Source organism: Bartonella ancashensis (genome assembly GCF_001281405.1).
GTDB lineage: Bacteria > Pseudomonadota > Alphaproteobacteria > Rhizobiales > Rhizobiaceae > Bartonella > Bartonella ancashensis.
On sequence record NZ_CP010401.1, the window covers coordinates 210,001 to 234,478 of the forward strand.

Here is a 24,478-nt window from a genome sequence, read left to right on the forward strand (position 1 = left end):
AGAACCAGAAATGTCACATGCACTTAAAACAGCCTTTCAGAAAGGAATCCCTCATTCTTACGTTAGCGCGGCACAACTGCCAACAGTCTATGACGCTATTTATCGTGCTGTTCTTAGCCATAATCTACCCAATACACTCGCGCAGCATCTTGTCCGTTTACTTGCAACAAATATTGACATGAAGAGTAGTATTACACCAACAGATCAACTCGAAATATTTTATGCAACACCAGAACAAGATAATACAAAAAACGATGGTGCTCTCTCTGATTCTGCCCATGCTGACAAGAAAATCCCTGAGATCCGTTATGTAAGTGCTACTTTCGGTAACGTAACATATAAGTACTACCGTTACCAATCAGCAGATGGTAGTATTGATTATTATGATTCAGAGGGAAAGAGCTCAAAACCTTTTTTACTTCGAAAACCTGTTCCAAACGGCGTTTTGGGATCTCCTTTTGGATCGCGAAAACACCCCATATTGGGCTATGTGCGTATGCATACTGGGGTAGATTGGGTTGCCCCTGCAGGATCACCTATCATTGCTGTCGGGGATGGTGTTGTGACAAAAATAGGAACAGCCGGTGGATATGGAAACCATATAGTTATCCAACATGCAAATGGGTATGTTAGTAGTTATGCACACCAGCAAGGTTATGCGGCAAATATTAAGCTAGGAACAAAGGTTCGACAAGGACAGATCATTGGATATGTAGGATCAACAGGGCTTGCAACTGGACCACATTGTCATTTCGAAATCGTTGTAAATTCAGTAAAAGTTGATCCTATGCGCATTCGATTACCTGATAGTAAAACATTAACAAACAAGGATTTACAAACATTCCTGCATGAAAAGAATAACATTGATTCTTTGATCGCAAGCCCTACGACATAACAAAAAAATTCCCTTTGGTTCCATCCTTAAAGTGTGAAGCTAAAGTGGGGAAAAATTCTAAATGTATATTTCACCATAGTTCACGCCACAGCCAGGTACTTGCTACCTCTAGAACTGTCGCATAATACACATCTTATAGACTTTCCTGAATGGCTATATCCATTATCGATGAGATAGTGAAATATCTGATGCCCAGAAAATTTTTAATCCATACTCAAAATAGACTGTAGTATCTTACAAAAAAACGACTTATCCCCTAATAAAATTAGATACGTACTCTATGTAAATAAACAGTCTTAACATCACGGGAATAACGTAAATGCCCATTTATAAACTGAAATAGCACTGTTAAAAATAACAGATCTTTCGTATGCGAACCAATTTCATCCAAAAATCTAGCTATCTTAAAGAGATGAAAGTTTGCTTGATAGATGTTTTATCTAAAAACACGACCACCCGATGCGCAATACTATCCAGATTGAAGTGTTACGCGCTCCAATATTTGATATATTTTGCGTACCTCATAAATTTAAAACACGATTACGTGGTGTATTCAAACGCATTATTACGGTGATTTCATGTACGTAATACACAAAATATGCACATGAAATGAAAGACGTAATTAATTATCTGAATCACCACATTCATAACACTTTCTTTTTGTTGCGGATCAGATGTAAGTGACAAAATTTCAAAAAAATTTAACGTTGCTATACTTTTTATTTTTTGTTTTTATGTTATCCATACTGATGAAATTGTTTGTTTTTGTGAAGTTAGCGACATGCAGAATAGTGATTTCATAATATAATCTTCCTCTCCTCTCTTGAAAAATTATTTCGTATAACCATCTTCATAAGGACTGAGCGCATCGTCTGTGTTACATACTAGATCCTCGAATTCTGTTGAGGAAAGATAATGGTGTAAGGAGTCGTGAATTAACCATATTGTAATAAAAATATCGTTTTTTATGCAACAGTTGTTATCATTTTGATAATATGACTGATTATTATCGTTCAAAGTTGCACTCCAACAAAGTTGTCTAGCCTTATTGAAAGTATCGTTTAGAGCTTTTATAATTTGGATAGATATTAGGTTGTGGATCTAGAAAATGTAAAACAGAGCCTTAAGGGCAAGGGGATGTAGTATATAAACGCAAATTCTTTTTAGAGGGATAAAATGACACATATCGTATATAGGAATGCTAATTTTATTATTGCCGTGCTGTTTTTCACAATGCTTATTGTGGTGAGTCCTGCTTATGCTGCCAATGGTTTAGGTAATGTTGATTCTGTTTTGGAAGCCATTGTTAAGATGATGACGGGTAACACAGCAAAACTTATCGCAACCGTGTGTATCGCTGTCGTGGGTATTGGCTGGATGTCTGGTTTTATTGATTTGCGTAAAGCAGCTTACTGTATTTTGGGTATTGGTATTGCTTTTGGCGCACCTAGTCTTGTTAACAGTCTGGTAGGAGGATCATCATGAATGAAGATATTCTTTTTCTTGCATGTACACGGCCTGCTATGTTTTGTGGCGTTACAATGGAGGCAATGGCCCTTAATGTCATGGCAACGTCGACTCTTTTTGTTTTAACGGGCGGCTTTACGATAATTGGCTTTGGAGTTGGCTTGCATTTCGTTTTGCGGGAAGTAACAAAGCATGACCATAATCAGTTTCGCGTGCTATTTGCCTGGCTTAACACTCGGGGTAAACAAAAAAATCTCGCACGATGGGGAGGAGGATCTACGTCTCCACTAAGGCTCATTCGCACCTATAAGGAAATGCAATGATATGATAAATTCGATCATAAGACGAGAATCTTTACCTGAGGAGTATATTCCTTATGTGCGTTACGTTAACAAACACGTTATTGCACTAAATTCGCGTTGTTTAATGATCGTGATGGCTGTTGATGGTATCAATTTTGATACTGCTGATACTGATCAGTTGAATTCTTTACATGATCAGTTAAACACCTTATTGAAAAATGTCGCAGATGAGCGTGTTGCTGTGTATTCCCACATTATTCGTCGACGCGATATGCTTTACCCGGAGAGTCATTTTTGCTCGTCTTTTGCGGCAACACTGGATGCAAAGTATAAAACAAAAATTCTTTCTCAAGAGCTTTATCGAAATGATCTTTACATCTCACTTCTATGGAACCCTGAAGCGGATACAGCTGAACAACTTAATTCGTTTTTTCAACGTCTAACAAAAGCAAAAAAAACGCAATCAGAACCAGATGCTGAGGCTGTTCGGAAACTTGAAGAACTTGGTCAAGATCTAATACAAGGTTTAGGGTCCTACGGAGCACGTCTTTTATCTATCTATGAGCATAATGGTATCTTATTTGCAGAGCAGAGCGAATTTCTTCATCAGTTAGTAGGAGGAAGATGCGAACGCATTCCTCTAACATTTGGTACTATTGCATCAACAATTTACTCAGATCGCGTCATCTTCGGCAAAGAGATTATTGAAATTCGTCATGAAAGTAATGAGCGTTTTGTTGGTATGTTTGGATGGAAAGAATATCCATCTAAGACGCGCCCTGGTATGACTAACGGCCTACTTACGGTACCCTTTGAATTCATTTTAACACAATCTTTTGTTTTCAAAAGTAAAGCTGCTGCCAGTGTTATTATGAGTCGTAAACAGAATCAGCTGATTAACGCAGCAGATCGCGCTAGTTCGCAAATTGATGCACTAGACGCTGCGCTGGATGATTTGGAATCGAATCGTTTTGTTTTAGGAGAGCATCATCTTTCTTTAGCGGTTTTTGCTGATAATCCTCGGCATTTAGCAGAATTTCTTTCAAAGTCACGCGCATACCTAACTAATGGTGGTGCCGTTATTGCTAGAGAAGATCTTGGTTTAGAAAGTGCGTGGTGGGCGCAATTACCTGGGAATTTTCAATATCGAGCGCGTTCTGGAGCTATTACTAGTAGAAATTTTGCAGCTCTATCACCATTTCATTCATTCCCTACTGGAAAACTCCACAATAATGCCTGGGGAACGGCTGTTGCATTACTGAAAACACAAGCTTGCTCACCATATTATTTTAATTTTCACTATGGTGATCTTGGCAATACTTTTGTTTGTGGTCCATCTGGATCCGGTAAGACTGTGATTGTTAATTTTCTCCTTGCTCAATTACAAAAACATAATCCAACAATGGTCTTTTTTGATAAGGATCAGGGTGCAGAAATTTTTGTACGTGCTGGAGGAGGAAAATATAAATCTTTAAAGAATGGTATTCCTACTGGTGTTGCTCCTCTGAAAGGGATGAAATACACTGAAAAAAACAAAGTTTTCCTCCGTAATTGGATTTTAAAATTGGTAACATCTGAGGGTCAGACAGTTACAGAACAAGAGCGGCAAGATATAGCCAAAGCAGTTGATGCTTTAGAGAGTCTTCCATATGAACAACGCTCTCTTGGAGCTCTTCAGCTCTTTTTTGACAGTACATCGAAAGAAGGGATTGCCATGCGTTTACAACGCTGGATTAGAGGCAATGCTTTGGGTTGGGTTTTTGATAACGATCATGATGACCTCAGCCTGGAGGCGCAGTTCATCGGTTATGACATGACTGACTTCTTGGATAACGAGGAAATTCGACGTCCTTTGATGATGTACTTATTCAATCGTATTCTTGATCTTATCGATGGTAGACGTATTATCATTGTTGTTGATGAATTTTGGAAAGCACTTGAAGATGATTCTTTTAAGGCTTTTGCGCAGGATCGTCTTAAAACAATCCGTAAGCAAAATGGCATGATGCTTTTCGCAACACAAAGTCCAAAAGATGCTTTAAATTCAACAATCGCACATACAATCGTTGAACAATGCCCAACTCAAATATTCTTTCCAAATCAAAAAGCAAATTATAAAGATTACGTCGAAGATTTTAAGCTAACTGAGCGTGAATTTGAATTAATTCAATCAGAATTAAGCAGAGCATCTCGTCGCTTCCTTATCAAGCAAGGAAAAAATTCTATCGTTGCAGAACTTAATTTGCGCGGAATGGATGACGAGATAGCTGTGTTAAGCGGGACTACAAAAAACGTCGAAATTATGAATCAGGTCCTCAATGAATATGGAACAGACCCTGATATATGGCTCCCCATATTTTACCAAAGAAGGGAAATCTCAAATGAAACAATATAGTTTAGTAACACTGTTTATTCTATTTTTTGCCTTTGATGCAGTATCGCAAGCTACACAAGGTGCTGCACAAAATGTAGACGATTATTACGAAGCAACAGTGAATAGTCGTGCACAAACACCAAAAGGAGAAGCGCAAAACTCAGCTAGTCCTGTTGATATTTCTACCGCTGAGTTAGAAGAAAAAATTGGAGCTCTAAGAAGTAAAATAGAGACTGCTACTAAAGAAGAGCTGCCGCAACTTCAGGCTCAATTGTCTCTTCTTCAAACGCAACTTCAGATAAATACCTTGAAACTTCAATCTATTGCCATAAAAAAGAGTGAGAATAAAACGAAAGAAGAGATCGTTGAAGAAGAAGCAAGTAAACAATCTCAGGATCTCGTAGAAAAGCTAAAAGAAAGACTTAAGAAAACTAATGTCAAACTTTGATTTTACTCCATTTGAAAGTATTTCTGGATATATTATAAAGCCTCTCAGTAATGCGATGGATGCGATGGTTCATGGTTTATCTACAGCCATCGCAATGCCTTTGAATCTTGCCTCGATCATTTTCGTATTCCTGTATGGTTATACTGTTATGACTGGTCGTGTCACTCTTTCGATGCATAGTCTTCTCAATAACGTCTTAAAGATCGTCATTGTGACGACGATGGCAACGAATGCGGATACATTTAATGCCTATGTCAAAGATATTTTCTTTCGTGATTTAGCTGGGGCTATTGGGAATGCAATCAATAGTAATCCTACAGACGCTAGTGTTCTTGATTATATTTTGTTAACGGTCATTTTGCGTTATCAAGAAATTTTAGCCGCTGCTTGGTTCTTTGAAAAGATCATTGTTGGCTTCATTGGTGTCGTTATGATCGTTGCTGTCATTTTTTTCTGTATTGCAGGCTTTATTGTCCAAATGTTTGCACAAGTTGCGCTCGTTATGGTTATAGCTCTTGGCCCTCTATTCATTAGTTTATATCTATTTAATGTTACAAAAAAATTCACGGACGCATGGATTGCAACGCTGGCCAATTTCACAATATTGCAGGTTTTAGTGATTATGCTGGGAACAATTATGAGCAAAATTATCTTGAATGTTCTTAATGAACCATATACTTCAATTTACCTCCTTTTCCCGCCTGTTGTTGTGATTTCAATTGTAGGAGCCGTTCTTTTTCGTGCACTTCCTGGTCTTTCCACTGCACTTGCAAATGGTGGAGCATATTTCCATACCGCATCTGCAGGAGGACAAATCTTTAACTTAGTTACTGGTGGTCTTAAAGCTGGTGGAAATTTAACGAAAGGTATGTTTGGTGGGAAAAACGTAGCTAGTACTGCTGCTACTGCTGCCAACGCTATAACAAGAGGAACATCTGGTGGTCGTTCTTTGCCCTTTTAATGGAAAATCTTTTTTTAAAAAGACGGTCTTGTTGTTTGTGAGAACATATATTGATCGATGCATTCATCATGTGCGCGTTGCATAGGATATTGGAGTTTTAATACATCATGGAATTAAATTGTTTTGTCTCAGCACGTGCATTTTCGAAACCGTATAATACAAAAGAAGCAGTGTGCAATTTCCGAAAATATTTGTGAGTTCAGAAGTATGAAACTAAAAATAACTATTATTGTAGCTCTCATTTTGTCCCTTGCTGGTTGTGCCTCTGTGCATAAACTTAAAAAACCACCTCGGTGTGACGGTAAACGTACGCGTCCCCTCAATATAGGTAAGTGGAACTTAAATAACCAAGATATTATCTTCCAAGAAGGTGCAACGAAACCCGTTGTGGCACCTGTTATTCTCAACATGCTAGAAAGCGAAAAAAAGCAGAATAATGTAACTTGGAGTACAACCCCATCAAAAGTAGAAAACTTTGAACAACTTTATCACAAAAATGCAGAGGTAGCACGTGAATAGTGATGCATTTGACAAATATGTAAAAGAAGCACGATCTTTCGATATTGACCGTATGCACGGCATACGCGTGCGGATGAGAATTGCCATGGCGATGACTGTTCTTTTTGGACTGATGGCAATAGCCATGGCCTTCGCTGTAATAGCGTTAACACCTTTAAAAACAGTAGAACCTTTTGTTATCCGTGTTGATAATTCAACGGGAATTGTTGATACCGTCAGTGCTTTAAAAGATACACCTGCAAACTATGATGAAGCAATAACACGCTATTTTGCTAATAAGTATGTTCATGCACGTGAAGGTTTTCAATTATCAGAAGCTGAAAATAATTTTCGCATTGTTTCTCTTTTGTCATCATTGTCAGAGCAGAACCGTTTTGCAAAATGGTATTCAGGAAATAATCCAGAAAGTCCGCAAAACATTTACCATAATGCAGTTGTCAACATAACAATTAAATCAATTTCTTTTCTGAGCAAAAATCTCATTCAGGTACGTTATTATAAAACTGTACGTGAATTGAATAATGCTGAAACTGTTTCCCATTGGGTTTCTATTATCAATTTTTCTTATGTTAATGCACTTATTTCAACAGAAGATAGGTTGGTTAATCCGCTCGGTTTTCAGGTGTCAGAATATAGATCTGATCCAGAGGTGATAAAATGATTCGACTTTCAGCAAAAATCTCCGTGATGTTTCTTACACTTTCTTTTATTGCAACGGGTTTTTGTATAACAAAATCGTCCTTTGCAGAAACGGCACCTATCAGCGCTCCCAAAGATAACCGCATAAGATTTATCAATTATGATCCCTATAATGTAGTTAAAATCGTTGGATCTATTCGTTCTTCAGTTCAAGTTGAATTTTCTGACGATGAAAATATAATCTATGTAGGTATTGGGAATTCTGTTGCTTGGCAAGTCGCACCAGCTGGTCATTTTGTCTTTTTGAAACCACGTGAGGTTCAACCTACTACTAATTTGCAAATTGTAACAAGTCGCCAAGATGGAACACAGCGATCATATCAGTTTGAACTGCAAGTGCGTGAAGGAGATATTTCTGTCGGAAACGATACGTATTTTCTCGTAAAATTTCGTTACCCAGAGGATGAAGCATTACGCAAAAAATTAATTGCAGAAGCAAAAGCGAGGCAACGTGAAGAAAAGTTTGTTGACGATGTCTTAAATACCCATGAAGACTTTGGGCCGCGTAATTGGGCATATGAAGTTCAAGGCTCATCATCACTTGAACCAAGTTCTGTCTATGATAACGGAAAAACAACAACATTTACATTTTTAGGAAACATTGAGATTCCTGCTATCTACATTCTATCTCCTGATGGGCAAGAATCTCTAATTCCAAAATCAATAAAAGGAAATCGAGTTATTGTTCATGCGATATCTTCTCGATTCACTTTGCGCCGTGGAAATGAAATATTATGCGTCTTTAATAGAAGATTTTTCCCTGCAGGAATTAATCCTGAAACTGGCACAACTTCACCGTCTGTACAACGTAAAGTGAGTATAGGAAATAGTTATGAATGAGATGAACGATATAGATATTAATGATCGCGACACAATAAAGGATGGTCAAGGAAAAAAAGCTAATCAAAATATCAATAAAGCTGTTGCCTTCAGCATTCTTTGCATTATTTGTGGATATTTGATTTATTCAACGCTTTCGGCTGAAGAAAAGCAACCTGTCGAATCTTCAAAAGAAAAAGTTATTAAGCAGACAGAACTTTTTCAACCTCCAAAACCGGTACCAGAAAAGATTGAGCTAAAAGAAATGAACCTGAAATCTGGGCTGCCAACACCCAATGCAGACCGTAAAACTTTCGATCCTTCGTTACTAGAAGCAGCGCAGCGCGCTCCTGTGCTGGCTTACTCTGCAACACATAATACACAAGAGAATTCAAAAAAAGATCCTGTTTCTCTTGATGCAACCGGCAATGAAGTCGACGATGCATCGCAAAAATTCAATCATCTCCTGAAACCTACAACTCTTGACGGTATTAGTGCTTCAACCCTTGGCAATAGAAACTATGTTATTGCGATGGGAACTTCCATTCCATGTATTTTAGAAACAGCGATCAATAGTGACCAGCCGGGATTCGTTAGTTGCATCATCTCCAGAGATATTTTATCGGATAATGGCCGTGTTGTTTTACTTGATAGGGGAACCCAAATCGTTGGTGAGTATCGTTCTGGATTAAAAAGGGGGCAAGATCGTCTTTTTGTGTTATGGAACAGAGCTAAAACACCAAACGGCGTCATTATAGCACTGGCTTCACCGGCAACGGATTCTTTGGGGCGTGCTGGTGTTGATGGTGATGTTGATACTCATTGGTTGGAGAGAGTTGGATCTGCTCTTCTTGTATCAATCATACGAGATGCAACCGCTTATGCCACGAAACGTTTAGCAAAAAAAGAAGACAAAGATGAAGAAGGAAACACCGTCACCAACTCTCAGGCGGTGGCTTCGACTCCCTACCTTGCTGGCATGCTTTTAGACGGTTTCGCAAATATCGCTCCAACCTTGACAAAAGATCCAGGAGAACTAGTTAATGTTTTTGTCGCGCGTGACTTAGATTTTTCTAGTGTTTATAAATTGAAAGTAATCGATGATAAGAAGCAGATTGTTCGTCGAGCTATTTCAAGAGATTTTTATAAAAACTCGGTAGCGAATCCAAGATGACCGCAGGTGTACACAATATGACCGATGAAACTGTTGCTATCGTCTTGACGAAACTTGCACCTATCCGCAAATTTTTGGAAGATGAAAGCCTTTTTGAGATTGTGATTAATCGTCCCTATGAGATGATGGTTGAGGGTACTGAAGGATGGAAGACAATAGCAGCACCAGACTTATCATTTGATACATTAATGGGCATTGCCAAGGTTGTTGCTTCATATTCCAAACAAAATATCTCAGAAAAAAAACCGATATTGTCTGCCACTTTACCTGGTAATGAACGCATTCAGATTGTCATTCCCCCTGCTATAAAGCAAGGCACTGTCAGCATGACAATTCGTAAACCATCGTCACAAAACTTTTCGCTTGAAGATCTTGCTGATAAAGGTCTTTTTTCAATATGCGAACAAGTTTCTTTTACAGCATTGAGTAGTTACCGCGCTCGTTTAAATGAAATTAAAACAATTGAGCATTCTTTGGTTTCTACCTATTGCAACAAAGATTTTATTTCTTTTTTGAATCAAGCTGTAAAATTGCAAAAGAATATTCTTATTTCTGGCAAAACCGGTTCTGGTAAAACAACTTTATCAAAAGCATTAATCGCTAAAATTCCCAATGATGAACGTATCATCACTATTGAAGATACTCCAGAATTGGTCATACCACAACCTAATCATGTTTTTATGACCTACTCAAAAGATGGTCAAGGCCTAGCTTCTATTGGACCAAAAGAATTGCTTGAAGCCGCCTTGCGAATGCGTCCTGATCGCATTCTTTTGCAAGAATTGCGGGACGGCACAGCATTTTATTACGTTCGCAATGTCAATTCTGGGCATCCTGGTTCAATTACTACAATTCACGCATCAACAGCTCTTGCCGCATTTGAACAAATGACTCTTTTGGTTAAAGAAAGTGATGGTGGAGGAGACTTGGAGCGCAATGACATTCGCGGCCTATTGATTTCTATGATTGATATCATCATTCAGTGTAAACGAGTTGATGGAAAATTTAAAGTGACAGAAATTTATTACGATCCATTTAAACAGCGCAACATTTTTGGAGGTAATTAAACAGAAAAACTGTATCGTTTTAAAAATGTTTTTTGAAACAGAAACTAAAAATTAAGGGGGTATGGTTGAGGGGATTTTTTGTTGATTAACTAGCAGGTTGCCTACTATTTGTTATATCAAAAGGAAGTTCTCTCATGAAAAAAAATCAAAAAAACACATCAGAAATGGCTGTAAAAGAAATGCCTTCTAGTTCTCCTACTGCCTATAATTATTACTACCCCAATACTCTTACACTTATAAACGAGCATGGCATCAAAGATCGTGTACATCTTGAAAAACTGTGCGCTCACACTTCAGCACAAGCGCTCATCAATTTACGCCAGGAACCTCTCCCAGAGAAATTAGATTCTTCCTACTTAAGACATGTGCATCATCAGTTATTTAAAGATGTATTCGCATGGGCTGGACAAACGCGTGATATACCCTTCATATTTCCAGATGGTCGGGCTGCTCACATACCTACAATGCAAAAATCAGATCCTCCTGTTATCTTCGCAACCGGTTCAGAAATTCAAGAGGTTTTGAAAAGGCTAGATCAAGAACTTGAAAAAAGAAATTATCTTCAAGGCTTATCGCGTGAAGAATTTGCTCAAAGTGCTGCAACGTTATTTAGTCTTGTCAATTATGCACATCCCTTTAGAGAAGGTAATGGGCGTACGCAGCGAGCATTTTTTGAAAAAATTGCTGAAGGTGCAGGTTACGAGCTAGATTTTTCTCTTGTAACAAAAGAGCGCATGGCTACAGCCAGTATTGCAGCACTGACTGAAAATGACTTCAAACCTCTGCAACATATGTTTGAGGATATCTCTAATCCAGAAAAACAGAGTATTTTAAGAGAATTCATGGACCACATGAAAAATCTCAAGGATGACACTTTCCACAATCAAAATGTTGTTGTTGCAGAAGAAGGAAAAACTTACCAGGGAATTTGCAAAGGAGACAGCGATAATAGTTTTTTTGTTGCTACTAATGATAAAACCATCGTTGTTGAAAAAAAAGAAAATGTTACACTAGAATTTGTGAAGGGGTTAACACGTGATGCTTCTGTTTCCTTTGTTTCTTCTTCCCAACAGGCAGATTTAATACCAGCAGAAAAAATAAAGCCTCTTTCTGAAGACTCCATGACTAGGATTCTTTTAAAAAATCCTCAATTTAGAGAGAGTCTCCATCGAATCGAAGAGTTATCAAAAATTGTTTATGGTGACCCGGCAGCCGTACACAGAAAAGTGGATCTTATCCGGAGCGATCCAGATAAAATAGAAGAAATGTCCGCACAAGTTTATATGTCTCCAAAATCTGTTGCTCGTCTTTCCGGTCGGAAAATTATTTTTTTTAGCACTCCTGCACGTAAACACTCTAAAAATAAGGTTCATCTTCTTTCTTTTTCTCTTGAAAGTCATGGACGTTCTCTGAAAAATCTTCGAGAAAGCATTATTAAAAACTACACTGAAGAGAAAGAGCGTAAAAGCCAATCTGTTGCAGCACCAAGTGAAAAATTACAGTCTATCCTTAAAGAATCGATAGAAACGCAGAAAGAACTTTTAAGTAGTTCTCCTGAATTACAACAAGAAGTTGATAAATTCATGCAAGCTGTTGTATCGCGTCTTTCAAAAGACGAACTTGAAGCCGTGGAGCAGTGCCAATATGGACAACTTGCTAAAAGCCTGGGTACATCGCTGCATAGAGCACAAGAAATTACTCAAATTATTAACACTCTTAAGGAAGGATACGCACTTGCTACACCACTCAGAAGGGATATATTACGAGAGGAAATACCTTCTCAAAATGGCGATAATAAAGTAGTAAAACTACAGCATGCATCTGTTTCCAGGTCCAGGCAAGAAGATTCTTTTGTTGCTGAAGTAGTAGATTCAACTCTCGAAGAAATGCAAGATGATTTTGCGTTACAACAGTCACAAGAAATTTCTGCCAGAAGAAAAACATCTCCATTGACTGATGAGATAGAAGATGTTATTGCTCGCATGAGAGAGGTGGCAAGCATTGTTTATGGTGACCCTGATGCATTAAATGGTGTACGGGAGCAGGTTGTTCGAAATCCAAGCTTGGGTGATGAGGTCGCTCGGGTAATCGAACGTTCTCCTCAAATTGTTAAAAAGCTTGCAGGTAAGAAAAATGTTTTCGGAAAAGATTCTGCACGCAAAATTGCTGAAGATCACGTCTGTCTCCTCAGTTCTATGGTTAGTGACTACGCGGACATAGTTAGAGATATGCAGAAAGAAGCCATATTCGATTCTCATAGCAGACAGCAAGATTCATTATACCCTATTAAAAAACCAAGTAATCAATTATACGAGCTTCTTTTTACACAACCACAATATCAAGAAAAGATCTTACTTGAATCTCCTGTATTACAAGCAGAACTTGTTTCTTATATGCAGTTCATTAATGATCGTTTTTCACCAACCGAATATGAAGCAGTAAAACGCGGTGATCCTGAGAAATTTGCTAAAATGTTTGGTATATCAGACGATCAAGCAAAAAACGTCGTTAGAATAATTCACCGAACTCAAGAAGTACATCAGATGCTTCAAATATCAGAGGTCCATTCACTGCAAGTAGACGTTCACTCACCACAAGAAACGAGACATACTCAAAATCTCTCTGAAGATGGTATGAATGAGTATTATGATGAAGGAATAAGAAAACTTGCCACCTCCGCAGCAACAAATGATAATGTTCAGAAAACAGAAGAGAAGGATGTACTTATCCCAGACAGTATTGTCACACCGCTTTCAAAACGTGAAATAGATAAAAAAATTTGTGGAGATATTTGTGTTAAAGCAAATCTTGGACAAATTTGGAAATTGTCAGAAGCTGTTTACGGTCACTCAGAAGCGTTAGACGAAAAAATGATTCTAATTCATCAAGATCCAAGATGGGCTAAGCATGTCGCTCAACAGATTGAAAGCTTTCCTGGGTCTATTGCAGATCTCGCGGGGAAATGTTTTTTTGCTATGAAAACTCAGGCCCGAAAGCAGGCCGAAGATGCTATTTCTCTTCTTTGTACGGCCGTTGCAAATCACGCAGATATTGTTACAGCAGCGCACGAAAAGGTTATTGATCAACATCAAAAAGACGTAGAACAGCTTGGAAATGCTGTTCCACTGCCAAGTGACCGTTTAAACAACCTCTTTGCTTTGCAAAAACAACAACAAAGAAAAGTCTTATCTCAAGATCCTGCGTTAAAAAAAGAACTCTATAATTATATGACTTCATTCCAAAATCGTCTCTCCCAAGGTGACTATAAAGCCATTCAAAACAATGATTTTGAAGCACTTTCTGTAAATGTTGGTGTATCTATTCCGCAGGCAGAAAAAATTGCAGAGGTGTTTAAATGCACTAGAGAAGCACAAAAACAAACCATGGAACTCAAACTGAACCGACAACAGGACGGGAAACAGGTAAAGGCCATGACTCTCTAGATTGTGGAATTACATTTTTTTGGATATATGGGTGAAAGGAAAACTTTCACCCATGGGGGTGTGTTCTGGGACATGTCTTAAATTGGATATGAGCGAAAAACTGGAAGTAATACACTATGAGATATACAAAGAAACAGTTAGCCCTCATTTTAACACCAATCGCTCTGGGTTCTTTGGTATTTTTCCTGCTTCCTCAAGCATTATTGTTGATCATTGATGGAATGAGTCAAAGTGACGCATTTTGGTATCTCCATTTAGAACCACTTCTAATGCTCTCTCTAACTGCTGCTATATCATGCATTTATAGCCTGCCACAAAAACTATATCTCCGCAAAGGAATTGCTCAAGTTTCTTGGGCTGTTTTTGCTGTTGTTGCCCTTTACCATGTTGGTTCTGAACTTAAACGTTTAAGTCCTTATGTTGGCCAAAACGGTATAACATGGAGTTACGCTATACAATTCATGGACCCGATGGTCATTTTCGGCGGTATTATCGGCATTACTTTTTTGATCATGCAAACCATTGCAGCTGCTCCGCAACAAAAAAATGTAAAGCGTGTCAAAAGAGGGGTATTTGGAGATGCATCATGGATGAATTTGAAAGATGCAGCAAGAATTTTTCCAACAAATGGCCAGATCGTTGTGGGTGAACGGTACCGTGTTGATGAAGATAATGTACATGACATTCCATTTTCTCCTAAAGATAAAGCAACATGGGGAAAAGGAGGAAAAGCGCCACTGCTGACCTTTAATCTCGATTTTGGTTCAACACATATGATGTTTTTTGCTGGTTCTGGAGGTTATAAAACAACAAGTACTGTTATTCCAACCTGTTTAACATATCCGGGATCTGTTATTTGTCTTGATCCTTCAACAGAAGTGGCTCCGATCGTTAAATTTGCACGTAAAAAAATGAACAATAGAAATGTTATTGTTCTGGATCCAAACTCAATTCTAACAAAAAATTTCAACGTGCTCGATTGGCTTTTAGATGACAGTGTACCGCGTGCACAACGTGAAGCTAATATCGTTGGCTTCGCTAAACTGCTGCTCACCGATAAAAAATCGGAAAATTCTTCAGCAGAATATTTTTCAACACAAGCACATAATCTCTTAACAGCCCTCCTCGCGCATGTCATATTTTCTGAAGAGTACAAAGACAGTGAGCGCAATTTAAGAACACTGCGTGCAATCCTTTCTCAGTCAGAAACAGCTATTATTGCTCAATTACGCATTATACAAGAGACCTCCTTCTCTCCTTTCGTTCGTGAGATGGTGGGAATCTTTACAGAAATGGCCGATCAAACCTTTTCAGGGGTTTATACAACTGCATCAAAAGACACCCAATGGCTCTCTTTGTCTAATTATGCTGATCTCGTATGTGGAAATGATTTTGCATCTTCAGATATTACTAAGGGAAATGTTGATGTCTTCCTCAATCTCCCTGCCAGCATGTTAAATAGTTATCCGGGAATTGGGCGTGTCATTATTGGTGCCTTTCTTAATGCAATGGTTATGGCTGATGGGGATTACAAAAAACGTGTTCTATTTGTTTTAGATGAAATCGATTTGCTTGGTTACATGAATATTCTGGAGGAAGCACGCGATCGTGGTCGTAAATATGGCATATCCTTAATGTTATTTTACCAATCTTACGGTCAGTTAGTTAATCACTTTGGAGAATCTGGAGCACGATCGTGGTTTGAAAGTTGCTCATTTGTTAGCTATGCAGCTATCAAAGATCTGCACACTGCAAAAGATATCTCAGAACGATGTGGTCAAATGACTGTTGAGGTTAAAGGGATCAGTAGACCTCGTAGATTTGCTTTTACAAAAAACTCTTACAATATCAATTATCAACAAAGAGCGCTTATTTTGCCGCATGAGGTTATTCAAGAAATGCGCCAAGATGAACAAATTATCCTTATGCAAGGACACCCTCCTTTGCGGTGCGGACGATCAGTTTATTTTAGAAGGAAAGACATGTTAGCTTCTGCTGGACAAAACCGTTTCGCACCAAAAGCAAAATGAAGAAATAAGAGTTCACACGTGTAATATTTACCAGAAAAATATACGAGTCGTTAAATGAAGAATATATTTACGATAAGCAATGCTCCTGTATACCGTAAACCAGAAGATTCTCCTCTTACATCTTTGGATTTGAAAAGACGTCGTATGGCTATTGATACAACTATAGATCCAGCAGAATTCAGGTGGACATTCGATGTTGATTCTAAAACGATTGAAGCATTAAAAGATCTTAAATATATAACTCACATCAAAGAGAGGACTTTATCTGCGATAGAAGAAAATTACTTGCAAAGAAAAAGATTTCAAACTCCTGGTTATTGTCATTACTGCTATCCTGGAACTGAAACTCTTAAGAACCTCTATGGAATCCGAGACCTTCTCGAATTTGATGAAAGATTGACACATGAAACTGTCAAAACAATAATAAATTTTCATAAAATTGAACCTCTACCAGAGCGCTTTGATCTTGATCATTTAAAGTATATCCATCAACGCCTGTTTGCTAATGTATTTGAATGGGCTGGCTGTACCAGAGAAGAGCCTTTTACATTTTTAGATGGTACTACCGCTTACTTACCGATCATGCGTAAGGTAAATTCATCCCTTTATTTTGTGCCTAGTGATGAAATTCGATCACACTTTAGCGTTGTAGACGACCTGCTAACTAGAACGAACAATTTCAAAGATTCTTCACATGAGGAATTTGTTGCAGGAATCTCGAAAGTATTTTCTTCTACCAACAAAATACATCCCTTCCGTGAAGGAAATGGACGTACAAAACGGATATTTTGTGAAAAACTCGCTAAAGCTGCAGGTCGTAAATTGGATTTTTCTCTTGTAACAAAGGCGCAGATAGATTTTGCCAGTACACAAGCAATGGAATATAATAATTTAGAACCTCTGAAACATATGTTTGAAGATATTTCCAATCCAGATAAAAGAGCTGTTTTAAGAGAATGCAGAGAACATATGAAATCTCTTGATGTTGATATAGCGGATAGCGATTATTATCCCGTTGCAGCAGAAGAGGGAAAAACCTATAGGGGATACCATGAAGCTACCTACTCAAATAGCCTTGCTATCAAAACACACAATGGTGTGGTTATTTGTGAAAAAAATAAACTTGCACCAAAATTTTCTAGGACATTGAAGTATAATGATTTTGTCTCTTTTACATATCAAAAAAGTAACAATATCCTAATTCCCAAAGAAGAATTACCCCCTCTTACACCAGAAAGAATAAGCAAGGCGGTATTTAAAAATCTCCATTTTCAAGAATCCCTTAACCGAGTGAGGAAATACTCAGCGATTGTTTACGGTGACCCCAAAATATTGGATGATAAAATAAGATTAATAAATTTATGTCCGGTAGAAAAGAGACAGAACCTTGGTGAACTGATATCTAAACAAATTGCATATAGTCCTCAATCTATTGCAAAATTGGCAGGCAAAAAATACTTTTTCATAAAAAATTCAACGCACATAAAAGCTGAGAATTTGTTGATACTCTCGGTGCACAAATACTTGTGTATGCCCACTCTATTGAGTATACTCCAAAAAATATCATTCAAGATTATCAAAATGAGCAAAAACGCAAGCAACGTCATATCGAAAAACCAAATGAACGCTTGCAAGAGCTCCTGTATTCACCAGCAGAACAACAAAGGAGGATTCTGCTTCAGTCACCTGAATTAGGACAAAAGCTTAGTACTTACATACAGATATTGAATCAACGATTTTCACCAAGCGAACATAGGGCTATCCAGAATAATGATCATGAGGGACTTGCTCGAAGTATTGGTACCTCTTTTAGGCAAGCTGAAAAAATTACGGAAACAGTCAAACTCGTCAAGGAGGCATGTAAGCAAACTCACATAATCAACCTTAGCTAAAAGAAAGCGCTCTCTGCGGTTATACTTCACTAAAAATTGCAAAATTGTGCCCCTTAAGAAGGAGGAGAAAAACCTATCAAAATCTTTCACCCCCAAATGAAATTCTTCATTTCATTACCAAATTGAAAATAAAGAAGCCTATGAGGACGTAAGGGAGAAGCGCAAGGGAGAAGCGCAACAATAGAATCAGTATAGTATTCTTTGATATTAAGGAGGAAAAATTATGATACGAGATAGTGTCAAGTCTTCAATTCCAGAAAATCATTATAAAGAATCTGTCTTGCCCATTGATTCTTCTGCTGTTAAGAAAGCAGGTCTCTCTCCTAATGAATTTGATGGATTTTCCCATAGCACTCAACAACAAAACAACAATGTTGTATCACAAAAAGCTTTATCTCTTAATTATTTTTATCCTAATACTAATATACTGAAAAATAAGTACAAAATAAAAAGTTCTGTGCTTCTCAAAGAAAAATATTTACACGATGCAAAACAAGCAGCAACCGATCTCCGGTTCGAACCATTACCCAAAAATTTTGATTCTTCTTATCTAAAATATATCCATAAACGTTTATTTGGAAATGCATTTGAGTGGGCAGGATATACACGTGATGTATCCTTTGCATTCGCAGACAATACTGTTGCTCAGATGTCATTAATGTATAAGCGTGATTTCTCTGCACCTTTTGCAACTAGTGAAGAAATCCACACTGGTTTGCAAAATTTAGATAAAGAGATCGCCGATAAAAATAATTTAAAGGATTTATCACGTGAAGAATTTATCTCATATGCTGCACCGCTATTTGCCCGTCTAAACTATCTGCATCCCTTCAGAGAAGGTAATGGACATGCTCAGAGAATGTTCTTTGAGAGATTAGCTAAAGCTGCAGGTCACAATTTAGATTTTTCTCTTGCAACAAAAGCTCGAATGGATTTTTCCTGTTCTCAAGCAATGAAGCACAATAATTTGGAACCAATGCAACATATGTTTGAGGATGTTTCTAATCCCCATAAAAGACTTCTCCTTAGAGAATTTTTGGATAGCAAAGAAGCATTTCGAAACCGTAATTCTGACGATTATTGTATTGTTGTGGCAAAGGAAGGTGAACCCATTGCGGGAATCTACGAAAATTCTAGAGTACAAGGATTCACCATTAATACGAGCGATACTTTAGTTGTTTGTCCCAAAAGAAATCTTCCTAAAGAGTATTTAGAAAAATTGCAGCCTGGAGATTACACAACTTTTGTAATTGAAGAAGCTCCTAAAATACTTATCCCAGCAAAGAGAATGAAACTTCTGACAGCTGAAAAGCTATCTCAAATGGTTTCTGAAGATCTTCTCACTAAATCAAGTCGCAAGGTAATTGAGATGTTATCAAAAACTGTTTATGGTAAATCAAACATCTTGGAAGAAAAAATGGATTTGGTAGAGCAACAGCCGCATTTAGGAGAAGTGATAGCTACAGGTATTAGGAACGATCCCGAATCTATTTCAAAACTTTCAGGTGCAGAATGTGCTCTTTTCGGATATACTTTTTTCAAAAGTGAAACACGCCAACTTGCTGAAAAGGATATCCCTGCTCTCTGCGATGCTATTAAATCTCATGCGGATACTATTAAACTCCTTCGCTCAGAGATCTCTCAAAGCTATCAAGCAGAGCGATACCGCGAAGGACAACCTGTCTTTGAACCGGAAAAGAGTCTGCGAAAACTCCTTTCTTTGCCAAAAGAACAAAGAGAAAACCTTTTATCGCTTTTTCCTGAATTACGCAAAGAAGTTTATTATTACATGAAAGCCATCAATAACCGTCTTTCACCAAAAGACCATGAAGCCATCGCCGAAAATAACCACGCGATGTTTGCTAAAAATACTGACTTGCCCCTCGATAAAGCAAAAGAAGTTATAGATATAGTCAAATCTGTTAAAGAAGTATATGAGCAAGCCCGAATAGCGCAAATTGACCAATCAAAATCGAGAGATCTGGCTGTGGTTCATCACTGATATGGCGAAGTTGTATCATGTCTACCTATATTAAAAGAAATGATATTCAAGTCCTTACTTATAAAGAATGTTTTTCTATACTGTACCATAAAAAGGTTAAGAATGGGGAACGTGAAGATGCTGGTTGTGCTTTTTTGAACATTCATCACTTTGAGTTTGTTGTTTGTTGTTTGTTGTTTGTTGTTTGTTGTTTGTTGTTTGTTGTTTTATCAAAGAAAAATACAATATCTCGGTATCCTTGTACGAATCCGCTTTTCTCTCTTTGGTCGCAGCCGTATCGCTCATCCGGTACTTTCACAAAGATTTGCACTTATTAAGAGTTGTTTTTTATTTTCTCAGTGTCGTTGTACCTAATCGTAGCAGACAATTTTTTCCTAAAATAAGGAAGGTTTTATGCTTTCTGGGAGAAGTTACAGCAATTGCAAATAGAAAAATCTAACTATATCTATAAATGGAGGTCTTATGCCTAAAAAAATTGTCCCTCCTGCATTACAGGAATTAAAAAAACGCCGTGGAGCAATTGATGCCTCTATAGCTCCCAGTGACTTTGAGAAAGTTTCTCCTCATCCTAGAACACTTGCAGCACTAAAAGATCTTCAAAAGATGGTTCGTCAAAAAGGAGAAATATATTCAGAGATGGAAAAGCACATCCTGAAAAACACCTCAGATCAAAATATTGTTGATTTTTATTACTATCCGGGTACTCGAATACTTAAAAATAAATATGGGATAAGAAATCCTGAAGAGTTTCAAGAAAGATATTCTCAAGATTTAGCTAAAGCGATTGAGGCGTTACAGAGCGATCCTTTGCCAAAGAATCTTGATTTTTCTTATTTAAAGTATATCCATCAATCTATGTTCAAAAATACCTTTGAGTGGGCTGGATGTACACGCGAGGCTCCTTATACATTTTCAGACGGTATTACTGCTCATTCAGCAGAAATATCTGAAAAAAATATTCCTTTCAATGTTGCGCCAAGTGATGAAATTCAAAAAAGAATTGAAGACCTGAACAAAGAGTTTGCTAAATTAAATCATTCTCAAGACCTATCATACAATGATTTCATAACATTTTCTGCAAAAATATTTTGTTCCATTAGCTATGCGCATCCTTTCAAAAAAGGTAACGAATCTGTACAAAAAGTATTTTTTGAAAAGATTTTTCAATCTGCAGGCTATAGCATCGACTTTTCTATTTTAACAAAAGCTCGAGTGGATTTTGCTAATAAACAAGCAATAGAGTGCGGCAATGTGCAGCCGTTACACCATATGTTTGAGGATATTTCTTCTCCAGACAACAAGCTCCTTTTAAGCGAATGCATAAACTACTTAAAAACTGTTGAGGGTGTTAATACTGACAAATATCGTATTATTGTAAGGCAAAAAGGCCTAATTTACGAAGGAATCTACATAGGTGCTGGATGTGAAGGTGGTTTCATTCAAACAAAAGAGGATGATATCGTAATTTTCAAGAAAGAAGAAATCTCACCAGAATTACTGAGGTCACTAACGAAAGGAAATTCCTTATCTTTCACAGCTCCAGTGACTAACGATGTACTTATTCCAGGAGAAAATTTAAGTCCTCTCTCACAAAGTGAAATATCTCAAAAAGTTTTAACATACGAATATATTCAAAAAAGCCTTGAACAAATAAAAGATTCATCAAAACGTGTTTACGGTAATCCCGATGCGCTAGATAGCACAATAGATATGATCAAAAAGAATCCAAGCTTAGGCAAAGAAATTTCTCAAAAAATTAAAAACTCTCCTGAATCTTTTGCCAAAATAGCGGGTCAAGAAATTTTTTCTTTCCAAAATAAAACACGCAGAAACGCTGAATCTCATATTCCTTATCTTGCTTACAGAATTAAAGAATGCTCAAATCTCTTCCAATATGCTACTGCAGGCATAGTTAAAGAACATCGAGAAGAACAAAATCGCAGGAGGGGCAGCGTCTCAATGCCAGATAAAGATTTGCAAAATCTTTATTCTTTACCAAAAACAGGACAGATCGAATTTTTACGTCAATATCCTGAAGTAAGAGAAAAACTCCATAATTACGTACAAGCATTTCATGCTCGTCTTTCACCATCTGAACGTCAAGCAATAAAGGATGCTGATTATCAAAAACTTGCTGAAAATATTGGTACATCAGTCCAACAATCCAAAAAGATTGCAGCAATATTTGAATCTACCCAAAAAGCATATAAACAAGACCAAATACTCAAGCTAACCACGCGAAAACCTGCACATGAAATAAAACAGACCTCTTCTTGTGTTATTAGTTAACAACAAAGACTCCTTTTTTGAGCTAGATTTTTTGGGAAATGACCATAAAAACGTTAGCTTCTACCTTTAAAAAACATTCTATTACGCGAAATAGTCAGTAGAGATATATCTTCGTAAAATAGAAAATGTACCCAGCGAAGAACAAAGGAGATATTTATGAAGAAAAATGACTTCAAGCTTTTTGGGTTTGGGGAATTACAAAAACACAGTAATCCGACTATAGATCCCGAAGAATCTGAAAGGTACTATGTGCCCCTTCTCAAGAGGCTAGCAAATTGAAGACACTTGAAATCTTATCCCGTATTCAGGCAGAAATCGCCCCTACCGCAAACAAAGAAATATCACCACAAGAAACACCCCGCGCCTACAATGACAGCAATTATCTCTATCCTGACGAAGAAACGCTAAAAAATAGATATGGCATTACGGATTTCGTGAATTTTAACAAAAGGTTAGCACATGATTCCGCTAAAGCAATCGTTGATTTTCGTAAAAATAGCACACAACCAGAACGCTTTGACCTTAATTACTTAAAACATATTCATAAACGCATATTTAGTAATGTGTTTGAGTGGGCTGGCCAAACGCGCGAAACACCTTTTATATTTTTGGATGGCACTTACTTGCCTACATGCCGAACATGCGCAAAGGATGTTCACTTTCCTATTTCGTGCCTAGTGACAAAATTCAAACCTGTTTTCAATTCATCGAAGATGCCCTTATTCAGGAGAATAATCTGAAAACTTTCTCAGATAAGGAGTTTGTTTTAGCTATATCAGAAATATTTGCTTCTATTAATCAGATCCATGCTTTTAGAGAAGGTAATGGGCGTGTACAGCGTATGTTTTGTGAAAAAATCGCTGAAGCTTCAGGACGCACATTAGATTTTTCCCTTGCAACAAAAGCTCGAATGGAATTCGTTAGTGCTCAAATAATGGAATATAATAACATTGAACCAATGGTACATCTGTTTGAAGATATTTCCAATCCAGATAAAAGGGTTCTTTTAAGAGAATTTATAGACTTTATGAAGCCTACATGTGATATTCCTAACAGCAACTGCTACCTTGTTGCAGCAGAAGAAGGTAAAACTTATATGGGACAATATAGGGGTGCGGGCCTAGAAAGCTTTACTATTAAAACCTACAACAGCACCGTCATTTGCAAAAAGGAAGAAATTGCACCAGAATTATTAAAAACGCTGAAATATGATGACCCTATCACTTTTACAGCTAAAACAAATAGCAATATATTGATTCCAGCAGAAAATTTACAACCTCTTACCCAAAGTGAAATACGCGAACAGGCATCAAAAATATTTGCGTTCAAGAAAACCTCGATAAAGTAAGATCATTTTCAAAAATCGTTTATGGTAACCCAAAAACACTGGATGAAAAGATAAGTCTTATCGAAGAATGTTCAATCGATAAACGTTCTCATTTAAGCAAAACAATATCTAAACAGATTGCAGATTCTCCTCAAAGTATTTCAAAGCTTGCAGGTAGAAAGTATTTTTTTATAAAAGATTCAATGCGTCAAAATGCAGAAAGATGTACGGCTGCTCTCAGTGCCGCAGTTAGTAATTACGTAGATATCTTTGAACATGTTGAAGGACAAATTATCCATGCACATCAAAAAGATCAAGAGCGCAAAAGGAATTGCGTCATGATGCCAAGTAAAAAATTACAAACATTCCTTTCTCTACCCAAAAAACAAATGAAAAAGTCCTTATCTGAAACTTCCGAATTGGAGAAAGAGCTTGGTAACTATACATGTGCACTTCATGCTCGTCTTTCTCCAAATGAACATACAGCAATAAAAAATAGTGATTATGTGAAGCTCTCTGAAAGTATCGGGACATCTGTTAAGCAAGCCAAGAAAATTGCAACAACTGTTAAGCTTATCCGAAATGTGCAAAAGCAGGTTAAAAAACCCGAAATTAACCCATCAAAAGAATTTACTATGGCGGCATTATTTTAAATCGCATAAAAACAATAAAAAATACTTTGACCTACACACAATGTTGTTTTAGAATGTCTGTCAGCGGGGATGAACATAACGATTAAGATGCCATTATGTGCAAGGGAAGGGCTTTTA

At 37.3% G+C, this 24,478-nt stretch carries 18 protein-coding genes (1 of these 18 cut by a window edge); all 18 read left to right on the forward strand.

Annotation, left to right across the window (positions count from 1 at the left end):
- A protein-coding gene (locus PU02_RS00970) for a M23 family metallopeptidase (protein ID WP_053943682.1) crosses the window boundary here: on the forward strand, positions 1–895 show its end. Its footprint begins 1,055 nt before the window's first position; 895 of the gene's 1,950 nt are visible here — the last part of the coding sequence; its start codon lies off the left edge, out of view; the stop codon is at positions 893–895.
- A 1,176-nt stretch (positions 896–2,071) separates the two neighbouring features.
- Positions 2,072–2,380, forward strand: a complete 309-nt coding sequence (locus PU02_RS00975) for a TrbC/VirB2 family protein (protein WP_053943683.1) — start codon at positions 2,072–2,074, stop codon at positions 2,378–2,380.
- Positions 2,377–2,685, forward strand: a complete 309-nt coding sequence (locus tag PU02_RS00980) for a VirB3 family type IV secretion system protein (protein ID WP_053943684.1) — start codon at positions 2,377–2,379, stop codon at positions 2,683–2,685. Before PU02_RS00975 ends, PU02_RS00980 begins: the two co-directional genes overlap by 4 nt.
- A gap of 1 nt (position 2,686) precedes the next feature.
- Entirely contained in the window at positions 2,687–5,059 is a 2,373-nt protein-coding gene (locus PU02_RS00985) for a VirB4 family type IV secretion/conjugal transfer ATPase (protein WP_053943685.1), read from the forward strand.
- Positions 5,046–5,486 (forward strand): hypothetical protein, encoded by a 441-nt coding sequence (locus tag PU02_RS00990; RefSeq protein ID WP_053943686.1) that lies wholly within the window; start codon positions 5,046–5,048, stop codon positions 5,484–5,486. Before PU02_RS00985 ends, PU02_RS00990 begins: the two co-directional genes overlap by 14 nt.
- On the forward strand, positions 5,473–6,447 hold the full coding sequence (locus PU02_RS00995; RefSeq protein ID WP_053943687.1) for a TrbL/VirB6 family protein: 975 nt from the start codon (positions 5,473–5,475) through the stop codon (positions 6,445–6,447). The genes PU02_RS00990 and PU02_RS00995 overlap by 14 nt, the downstream gene beginning before the upstream one ends.
- Before the next feature lie 207 nt (positions 6,448–6,654).
- The gene (locus PU02_RS01000; RefSeq protein ID WP_053943688.1) at positions 6,655–6,966 is read left to right on the forward strand and encodes a hypothetical protein; all 312 of its coding nucleotides are present in this window, start codon (positions 6,655–6,657) and stop codon (positions 6,964–6,966) included.
- Entirely contained in the window at positions 6,959–7,627 is a 669-nt protein-coding gene (locus tag PU02_RS01005) for a VirB8 family type IV secretion system protein (RefSeq protein ID WP_053943689.1), read from the forward strand. Before PU02_RS01000 ends, PU02_RS01005 begins: the two co-directional genes overlap by 8 nt.
- 26 nt (positions 7,628–7,653) lie before the next feature.
- Positions 7,654–8,505, forward strand: coding sequence for a P-type conjugative transfer protein VirB9 (gene virB9, locus PU02_RS01010; protein WP_414947432.1), 852 nt, complete (start codon positions 7,654–7,656; stop codon positions 8,503–8,505).
- Positions 8,498–9,658: a type IV secretion system protein VirB10 gene (gene virB10 / locus PU02_RS01015; RefSeq protein WP_053943691.1), complete on the forward strand. Its 1,161-nt coding sequence runs from the start codon at positions 8,498–8,500 to the stop codon at positions 9,656–9,658. The genes virB9 and virB10 overlap by 8 nt, the downstream gene beginning before the upstream one ends.
- Complete coding sequence (gene virB11, locus PU02_RS01020) at positions 9,655–10,725, forward strand: P-type DNA transfer ATPase VirB11 (RefSeq protein ID WP_053943692.1); 1,071 nt, start codon at positions 9,655–9,657, stop codon at positions 10,723–10,725. The genes virB10 and virB11 overlap by 4 nt, the downstream gene beginning before the upstream one ends.
- Before the next feature lie 134 nt (positions 10,726–10,859).
- Complete coding sequence (locus tag PU02_RS01025) at positions 10,860–14,168, forward strand: BID domain-containing T4SS effector (protein ID WP_053943693.1); 3,309 nt, start codon at positions 10,860–10,862, stop codon at positions 14,166–14,168.
- A gap of 116 nt (positions 14,169–14,284) precedes the next feature.
- Positions 14,285–16,198: a Ti-type conjugative transfer system protein TraG gene (gene traG / locus PU02_RS01030; protein WP_053943694.1), complete on the forward strand. Its 1,914-nt coding sequence runs from the start codon at positions 14,285–14,287 to the stop codon at positions 16,196–16,198.
- A 54-nt stretch (positions 16,199–16,252) separates the two neighbouring features.
- Positions 16,253–17,893 (forward strand): BID domain-containing T4SS effector, encoded by a 1,641-nt coding sequence (locus PU02_RS01035; protein WP_082311387.1) that lies wholly within the window; start codon positions 16,253–16,255, stop codon positions 17,891–17,893.
- Between the two features lie 420 nt (positions 17,894–18,313).
- Complete coding sequence (locus PU02_RS01040) at positions 18,314–20,092, forward strand: BID domain-containing T4SS effector (protein WP_053943695.1); 1,779 nt, start codon at positions 18,314–18,316, stop codon at positions 20,090–20,092.
- Between the two features lie 603 nt (positions 20,093–20,695).
- Positions 20,696–22,381 carry a BID domain-containing T4SS effector gene (locus tag PU02_RS01050; protein WP_158404010.1) on the forward strand — a complete coding sequence of 562 codons (1,686 nt, stop codon included), beginning with the start codon at positions 20,696–20,698 and terminating at the stop codon, positions 22,379–22,381.
- Between the two features lie 631 nt (positions 22,382–23,012).
- Positions 23,013–23,729, forward strand: a complete 717-nt coding sequence (locus PU02_RS06645; RefSeq protein ID WP_082311388.1) for a Fic family protein — start codon at positions 23,013–23,015, stop codon at positions 23,727–23,729.
- A gap of 14 nt (positions 23,730–23,743) precedes the next feature.
- Positions 23,744–24,361 (forward strand): BID domain-containing T4SS effector, encoded by a 618-nt coding sequence (locus tag PU02_RS06650; RefSeq protein ID WP_236824033.1) that lies wholly within the window; start codon positions 23,744–23,746, stop codon positions 24,359–24,361.
- Positions 24,362–24,478: the final 117 nt, after the last annotated feature.

Excerpts from the sequence above, each read along its gene's own strand:
- PU02_RS00975 (WP_053943683.1), top strand. The coding sequence starts at position 2,072 with ATGACACATATCGTATATAGGAATGCTAATTTTATTATTGCCGTGCTG.
- PU02_RS00980 (WP_053943684.1), top strand. The coding sequence starts at position 2,377 with ATGAATGAAGATATTCTTTTTCTTGCATGTACACGGCCTGCTATGTTT.
- PU02_RS00985 (WP_053943685.1), top strand. The coding sequence starts at position 2,687 with ATGATAAATTCGATCATAAGACGAGAATCTTTACCTGAGGAGTATATT.
- PU02_RS00990 (WP_053943686.1), top strand. The coding sequence starts at position 5,046 with ATGAAACAATATAGTTTAGTAACACTGTTTATTCTATTTTTTGCCTTT.
- PU02_RS00995 (WP_053943687.1), top strand. The coding sequence starts at position 5,473 with ATGTCAAACTTTGATTTTACTCCATTTGAAAGTATTTCTGGATATATT.
- PU02_RS01000 (WP_053943688.1), top strand. The coding sequence starts at position 6,655 with ATGAAACTAAAAATAACTATTATTGTAGCTCTCATTTTGTCCCTTGCT.
- virB9 (WP_414947432.1), top strand. The coding sequence starts at position 7,654 with ATGTTTCTTACACTTTCTTTTATTGCAACGGGTTTTTGTATAACAAAA.
- virB10 (WP_053943691.1), top strand. The coding sequence starts at position 8,498 with ATGAATGAGATGAACGATATAGATATTAATGATCGCGACACAATAAAG.
- virB11 (WP_053943692.1), top strand. The coding sequence starts at position 9,655 with ATGACCGCAGGTGTACACAATATGACCGATGAAACTGTTGCTATCGTC.
- PU02_RS01025 (WP_053943693.1), top strand. The coding sequence starts at position 10,860 with ATGAAAAAAAATCAAAAAAACACATCAGAAATGGCTGTAAAAGAAATG.
- traG (WP_053943694.1), top strand. The coding sequence starts at position 14,285 with ATGAGATATACAAAGAAACAGTTAGCCCTCATTTTAACACCAATCGCT.
- PU02_RS01035 (WP_082311387.1), top strand. The coding sequence starts at position 16,253 with ATGAAGAATATATTTACGATAAGCAATGCTCCTGTATACCGTAAACCA.
- PU02_RS01040 (WP_053943695.1), top strand. The coding sequence starts at position 18,314 with ATGATACGAGATAGTGTCAAGTCTTCAATTCCAGAAAATCATTATAAA.
- PU02_RS01050 (WP_158404010.1), top strand. The coding sequence starts at position 20,696 with ATGGTTCGTCAAAAAGGAGAAATATATTCAGAGATGGAAAAGCACATC.
- PU02_RS06645 (WP_082311388.1), top strand. The coding sequence starts at position 23,013 with ATGCCGAACATGCGCAAAGGATGTTCACTTTCCTATTTCGTGCCTAGT.